At 57.0% G+C, this 1,766-nt stretch carries 1 protein-coding gene and 2 pseudogenes; 2 read left to right on the top strand and 1 reads right to left on the bottom strand.

The features are described from left to right. A pseudogene (locus BSU04_RS15765) lies at window positions 1–210 on the top strand (IS110 family transposase); the annotation flags it as partial. A 365-nt stretch (window positions 211–575) separates the two neighbouring features. Then, complete coding sequence (locus BSU04_RS15760; RefSeq protein WP_089161476.1) at window positions 576–1,298, top strand: IS6 family transposase; 723 nt, start codon at window positions 576–578, stop codon at window positions 1,296–1,298. Between the two features lie 57 nt (window positions 1,299–1,355). Here BSU04_RS15760 and BSU04_RS15755 read toward each other — a convergent pair. Next, window positions 1,356–1,766: pseudogene (locus tag BSU04_RS15755) on the bottom strand (IS30 family transposase); the annotation flags it as partial.

The raw sequence follows: 1,766 nt of genomic DNA, 5'->3' as shown, positions 1-1,766 counted from the left end.
TATCTGCGCAGCTTGCTGGTGCTGGGTGCTCGCGCAGTCATCGCCAATCTCGGCGAAAAACAGGATCGGTTCAGCCGTTGGGTGCGCAGCCTGGTGGAGCGCCGCGGCTACTGGCGTGCGGCCGTCGCGATCGCGGCGAAGAATGCCAGGATGGCTTGGGCGAGCCTGAAATACGGCGACGATTTCAAGTACGAACCGACTGCAGCGTGAACGCATCGCGAACACAACGCCTCCGACGACGAACAACATCCATCATGAGCGAATAAAGATCACTTTGCACTGCCAGCGGTGATGTGAAGCGGGTTGGACCCGCACGGGGTTTATCTGGCTTACTGCGTGGGATTGCATTCCCGCCTGTCGAATGAGATCCCCGTGCGCGTCTTTCATCAGGGTCCGGGCAATCATGCCCAACATGACCGTTTGTAGCATCGCAGTCCTTCACCTTCTCACGTCGCAACGGCAATGCAGTACGTCACAACACACAACCGCGATTGAGCTTGTGCTCGACGGGGAAGCCCTTGTAGCAATAAGGCGCTCAGATAAAATTCGGCTAACGGAAATGGATGACGACCACGATGGCCAAGACGACGAAGACGCCGCGCACGACATTGCCCCCTGGCATCGCCAAGGTGCTAAAACGATTGCACTATCCACTGGACGTGATCCTGCTGTGCGTGCGGTGGTATGTGGCGTACTCACTGAGCCTGCGAAACCTCGAGGAAATGATGGCGGAACGAGGGTTCGAGGTTGACCATTCGACTGTGCATCGCTGGGTGATCAAGCTCGTGCCGTTGTTTGAAAAGGCGTTTCGGAAGCGGAAACGTCCAATCGGCAAGAGCTGGCGCGTAGACGAGACGTATATCAAGGTCAAGGGTCAGTGGAAGTACCTGTACCGCGCTGTCGACAAGGCCGGAAAGACCGTCGATTTCCTGCTGCGAGCCTATCGTGACAAGGCTGCCGCGCGTCGCTACTTCGAGAAGGCCATCGACCAGAACGGCGAGCCGGAGACCATCACCGTGGATAAGAGCGGCGCCAATCTGGCCGCCCTGCAAGTCATCAACGCCGAACGGGAAACGCCCATCAAGATCCGGCAGGTCAAGTATCTGAACAACGTAGTGGAACAGGATCATCGCGCTGTCAAACGGATCATCAAACCGATGATGGGCTTCAAGGATTTTCGTTGCGCCCGCATCATCCTGTCGGGCATCGAAGTGATGCATATGATCAGGAAAGGGCAAATGAAAGACGCTGGCATCCAGTGTACTGCCGCCGAGCAGTTTTATTCACTGAATGCATAAGTAGTTCTGATCATATCGGGAATTTTTCGCCCTATCATTTTTATCGCGACACAACCGTAGCCCGTTGGTGTTTTCGCAAGTACCGCGTTGCCAGGGACTGTGCGGGTCGCAGAAGTACACGTTCACGCCGGTGGCGGTGGTGAGCTCCTGATGGCGCGACATTTCTTTGCCTTGGTCGTAAGTAAAGCTTTGCCGTAAGGGCGCCACAATCGAATTGAGTTTGGCGGAGAAGCCCGCTAGCGCTGACGCGGCGGTGGCGTCCTCCATCTTGGCAAGCAGCACCAAGCGGCTGGTGCGCTCGACCAGAACGCCGACAGAGGATTGGTTGTTCGCACCTTTAATGAAGTCGCCTTCCCAGTGACCTGGCAGCAATCGGTCTTCAATTTCGGGCGGTCGGACGTGGATACTGACCATGTCGGGGATCTGTCCGCGTCGGTCTGTGCCCCGCGTGCGTGGAAGGCGCGTGCT

This window comes from Caballeronia sordidicola, from assembly GCF_002220365.1.
GTDB classification, from domain to species: Bacteria; Pseudomonadota; Gammaproteobacteria; order Burkholderiales; family Burkholderiaceae; genus Caballeronia; species Caballeronia sordidicola_C.
This window is presented reverse-complemented; position numbering and strand designations above follow the sequence as displayed.

Bases quoted from the DNA above. Each gene is read 5' to 3' on its own strand.
- BSU04_RS15760 (WP_089161476.1), top strand. From the start codon at position 576: ATGGCCAAGACGACGAAGACGCCGCGCACGACATTGCCCCCTGGCATC.